The organism is Methylomonas rivi, from assembly GCF_024505165.1.
GTDB lineage: Bacteria > Pseudomonadota > Gammaproteobacteria > Methylococcales > Methylomonadaceae > Methylomonas > Methylomonas rivi.
In genome coordinates, this window is the sequence record NZ_JANIBK010000212.1 from 1 (window position 1) to 4770 (window position 4770).

A 4770-nucleotide genomic window follows, 5' to 3' on the forward strand; every position below is an offset into this window, starting at 1 on the left:
CCGCAATCGCCGGTCAACCGGCGAAACACAGGATTCCGGCCGAAACGTTGCGCAAGCCGGGAGGCGCGGGTGGGCGAACCGAGCAGAAATACATGCGCCGGCAAGCGCACGGTTGCGGGCAGCGAATTCACGGCGGCTCGAATCAAGACGCCGCCCAACGAATGTCCGATCAATATATATTCGCCTTGCGCGGCAATTTCGGCAATGCGTCTGGCAAGCCGTTCGGCTATGCATGAAAAACTTTCCACGCTGGTGAAATAGCCGAAACAGCCGACCTCGAAGCCGGCCGCTTTAAGTTGCCGCAACATCGGCCAGCCGGACAGCGGCGACCGGCCCATGCCGTGTACAAACAGCACTCTCGTTTTTGGAATTGCGGTCATATCGAATCGGGTTTGGGATCATTTACACAGTATTTGTGACATTGGCCGAAGTATACATGCAACGCCTCAAACAGTTGTAACATGCCGATTTCCGGGCGATTGCGTAGGTCGGGTTACCCTCAAGGGCATAAAAGCACGATAGAGCGTAACCCGACAATCGAAGCCATTGCACCGCCATAAGCCGATGCGTTGGATTACGGCTGGCGCCTACCTAACCTACACTGAATAGTTACGTAAAACATAGGCTGAAAAAAAACCGGCTATCGAACTGCTCGAGCAGTTCGGCGGCAACCAACGTACAGTCCAACAGCAAAAAAGAGTCGCCAACTACTCGCCCGGAAAACCTGAAAAATGAAATCAAACCCAGTATGCCGATGCTTGCCGGGACACGCCAAATTAATTGCCGAAAATGTATTACAAGGTATTTACATATTCAAAAACGGGTATATGATCAAAATATGGCGGCAGCTTGTTTCCGTGCTGTTGAAGGGAAGCAGCGGTTTTGCCGTTCAGTATTTCTAAGCTCATCGCCATGTCTTTATTAACCTTTAACTTGGGAGGTGTAGCATGACAACTGAAAATCCGGAAGTTGTTGAAGGCATTGTGGTTGAAAACACCATGAATATCAGAAAAACAGCGGCTCACGCCGTTAAAAAAGGCACTCACGCGGCCAAAAAAGCGGCCACCAAAGTTGCGATTTCACCGATTAAACTGGCAAATCGCGCGGTTTACGGCGTGTGTTACGGATTGGCGTACGGGGCGGTATACAGCGCGCTGGTCGTGAGCAAGGTTTTCCCCGACAACGGTGTAGTCAGCAAAGGTTTACACGAAGGTTCCGAATCCGCAATCAAGGATTTCGAAGCGAAACAGGCTATCGTTGATAGCACGGTTGTAAACGCTTAAGCGAATCCGAAGCAGCGAGTCGGGCGAAATGCCCGCTCGCTGTTTTTTATAAACTTCTATATAAAGGCTTCGGCTTGCTTAGCCAATTAACGCCTTGATGCGACAGCCAAACGCCCGCATTCCGTATTTGTTTCCACAGCCTTTTTTGTTGCTGCTCTCGCTTGTGTCCATCAAGGTAACGCAGATGGCGTTTAGCGTCGTTGAGTTCGAATTGTTGCAGCAGCAACGGCAATAACCGCTCCCGGACGTTGTAGATTTTTTCGCCATGCAGACAAACCGGCACGATTTGCGCCGGGTCTATCTCAAGCCGCCGCGCAATGGTTGCCGTACACTCGTGGATGCTCCGCGCCTTGGCCGAATTTAGGCCGCTAAAATCATACGGTGGCAGCCATTCCCTGAACGGCCGCAGACGGTCGATATGGGTTAGGGCGATAAGGATGCGCGGATTGTTGTCCAGGCGTTTTATATCGTCCAGGATAGACTTGTCGATTTGGTTAGCCGGATTAGTAGCGGATACAGCCAGGATCACAACATCGCTTCTGTTGGCGGTTTTCAATAAGGTTTGCCGGTGTTTGCCGGAATCGGACGCCTCATAGCGTTGGCTGTCGGCAATGATGGTGGCCGGAAACTCGGCCGGGCGCAGCAAGTAAGTCTGGCTGTGCAGCCGATTCGGCGTGGGTGCGGAGATTGCCATTTGTTTGTCCGCCATCGCGTTAACCAGACTGGCCTTTCCGGCATTGGTCTGGCCGACGATCAAGAGGCGGAACGGTTCGGCGTGCAGGGATTTTTCCCGCGCCTGGATTTTTTTGATTTCCTGTTGGGTTTTCCGGGTTGGTTTGCTAAATGCGTCGTCGTCCAGCGCCAAATTACCGCTATACAATTCAATGGCGTAATAGCCGACTTTCTTGATATAGGCATCGATCAGCCAGCGCTTCAAATCGACGGCGGAATCGGCCAGCATATTGGCATTGGCGAACATTCTGAGTTCGCGTATCACGGCCGAAACCGGGTCTATGCCGGCCGTGACTATTCTGAACAAACGGTACAATTCCCGGCCCTTGCCGGCAATCCTGCGTCCTTTCGCCAGGTCGTTAATAGAAAATAGGTGGCTGCCCGGCACGTTTTCGGTAAAGTTAAGCCTGAGTTCCTGGGCGAATATTTCGACGACCTTCAGCAAATAAGGAATTTTGATTTCCAGGACGGCTTGTTTTTGCCGCGGGTAATACACTTCGGCCACGTCGTTCATCACCCGGGTAATCGCATCCAAATAAAAACGGCTGTCGCTTAAATCGGGGTTGCCGCCGCGCTCGCAAACGGAAATAGCCTCGATTTTGCGCCAAGCTTGTTCGCTTTGCTTGGTCCGGACCATGCTGTCGGAAATATCCAGCCACTTGGGTTCGGGGCGGTATTTTTTGAATAGCCGGTTGACGCCCCACCAGCTTAAGGCCAAGGCCGCCGATGCGGCAATCCACCAGATCAGCAGATGGTTGAGCCACAGCCAATAACCGCCGGCCAGCAATGGGACCGTCAGCGGCAGCAGCATGACGAATACCAGGATATGCCAGCGGCGCTTTTGACTCATGGCGACACCTTGGGTTGATGACGGCCGGTGTAATCTTTCATCAATACCTTGCCGGCGGTGAGTTGTTCGGCATAAACGGTTTGGAAATGCTGTTTGCCCAGTACAAGACCGTTCCTTTTACTCTGGAAGTAGATAATCAGGGTCTTTCCCAACGCAAAGGTGGTGGCCGCGGTCAATAACGCGGAAATCGGCGCGCCGAAACCGGGTACGAGTTTGATCAGCTCCCGTCGCCCCCAATTGGTCAAAAAACTGATGCCCAGCGCGCCGCCGATTTCCGCGACATGCTCGCCGTTAAGCGGGTAACGGTAAATCGATGCCAGCGTCTGCAACATTTTCATCTGCAGTAAAGTGACCAGCGGAATATCCACCAGCGGCACGGGAATGGCGCCGGCCGCGCCGGCCAATACCGAGTAAGTCATGATATGCGGCATGGCGGTTTGTTCGTAGATATCGAACAACTCCAGGCGCAGATCCCGCATGTGGTGCAACAAGCCGACCATACCATGCGGCATGGCGGTTTCCAGACTGTACCAAAAGGCTTCCAGTCCGTAATACATGGGATGGTATTGGTCTTCGGGCAGCGTGAAGTCGACCGGAACAAACTGTGCGTTGATGCCTTTAAACAATTCCCGTTGCGCGAGCAGCGAGCGCTTCAAATCAACCGGCACCAGGGCGGGCCAATTCTCGTTTTGAAAAGGGTAAGGCGCGATATGTTCGAAGGCGTGGTTAGGATAGCCTTCATGCAAGGCGGTTTGTACCACGATGACCGGCCAATGCGGCTTGCTTTTCAGAATTTTGCGCAGCGTGTCGATAACCGCGTGCTGAGCATGGTCCATGGCCTTGATCACCACGATCACGACTTGGGTTTGTTCCCGGAAAAGTTCAATATCGTCCTTGGGGTCGTAATCGACCTCGCCGAAACCGCGGGTATCCAGAAACTTTAGAATGGGGTTCTCGCTGTTCGGAAAGTCGTAAGCGAATGCGGAGCGGGTGCAGGACTGCATGCCGTTACCGATTTGCGCCCGGCTATCGCCGGTCAGGGCGCGGATCAGCGAGGTTTTGCCGGATTGGGTTTTGCCCAGCAACCAGAATACCGGTGTGGGCAGCGTCGCTCTGATGCCTTCCAGCCAAGCGTTGATTTTGACATCGTCAACTTGTGGAGAAAATACGGATGCGTAGTATTTATTCCAGATCGACATGGCAAAAAAGTATGGATTATTCGGTCAGAAAGCCGATCAGCTTTTCTTCAACCGTCTTCCATGACAATAAAGCGGGTTTGTCGTTGATAGTCAGGATCAACACATTATTACCGTTGAATTTATAACTGCCTCTGACGCCGGAACCCGAGATCAAACCTTTGCTGGCATCGCCAACCAGTTTATATCCTTGGCCGTTGGCCGCTTGTTGCGCTTTCTCGAAAAGCGTTTCGGGCGGCTGCTTGATTTTTACCAGAATGGATTTCGACATGGTCTCGATGGTTCAGTGCTTTGCATTTCAACTTTAACCACGGATGATAGGTAATAAATATGACAATTTTATGAAAGCGATCCAGGGGTATTCGCGGCATGAGAATACGGGTCAGTGACATATTGCAGATACTGGCAGCGGGTGTCAGTAGCGAGGAAATTCTGCTTGACTACCCGGACCTAGAGCCCGCTGATATCCAGGCCTGCCTCCTCTATGCAGCCCGACGAGCCAACCTTGAACGAGTGGTCGCATGATTTTTTGGGTTGACGCCCAACTACCGCCTAATCTGGCCGATTGGTTGCGCTGGACATTCAAAGTTGAAGCATATGCCCCGGGCCGGAGAAAACCTAAAATTACCGGGACCAATAATTGGGTCATCGGCCGTAGGGCTGATGCCGTTAGGCGATCCGCCAATCCAATTGTCACCATACGGCAGAT

6 protein-coding genes are annotated in these 4770 nt (G+C 52.5%); 2 read left to right on the plus strand and 4 right to left on the minus strand.

Features of this window, described 5'->3' with window-relative positions; all coding sequences use genetic code 11:
• Positions 1-380, minus strand: a 380-nt coding sequence (locus tag NP596_RS19840) for an esterase/lipase family protein (protein ID WP_256617128.1), incomplete at its 3' end; no start/stop codon positions are given.
• 567 nt (positions 381-947) lie between these two features.
• Here NP596_RS19840 and NP596_RS19845 point away from each other — a divergent pair.
• Positions 948-1283 carry a hypothetical protein gene (locus NP596_RS19845; RefSeq protein WP_256617129.1) on the plus strand — a complete coding sequence of 112 codons (336 nt, stop codon included), beginning with the start codon at positions 948-950 and terminating at the stop codon, positions 1281-1283.
• A gap of 46 nt (positions 1284-1329) precedes the next feature.
• On the opposite strand, the gene NP596_RS19850 is transcribed toward NP596_RS19845, so the two are convergent.
• From NP596_RS19850 to NP596_RS19860, 3 genes are read right to left on the minus strand one after another with little or no spacing between them, the layout of a single operon-like run.
• Positions 1330-2865, minus strand: a complete 1536-nt coding sequence (locus NP596_RS19850; RefSeq protein WP_256617130.1) for a GTPase family protein — start codon at positions 2863-2865, stop codon at positions 1330-1332.
• Complete coding sequence (locus NP596_RS19855; RefSeq protein ID WP_256617131.1) at positions 2862-4064, minus strand: GTPase; 1203 nt, start codon at positions 4062-4064, stop codon at positions 2862-2864. Before NP596_RS19855 ends, NP596_RS19850 begins: the two co-directional genes overlap by 4 nt.
• Before the next feature lie 16 nt (positions 4065-4080).
• A complete protein-coding gene (locus tag NP596_RS19860) occupies positions 4081-4332 on the minus strand; it encodes a hypothetical protein (protein WP_256617132.1) in 252 nt (83 codons plus the stop codon).
• A 98-nt stretch (positions 4333-4430) separates the two neighbouring features.
• On the opposite strand from NP596_RS19860, the gene NP596_RS19865 reads away from it, so the two are divergent.
• Positions 4431-4586, plus strand: a complete 156-nt coding sequence (locus tag NP596_RS19865) for a DUF433 domain-containing protein (protein WP_256617133.1) — start codon at positions 4431-4433, stop codon at positions 4584-4586.
• The last annotated feature ends 184 nt before the right edge of the window (positions 4587-4770 follow it).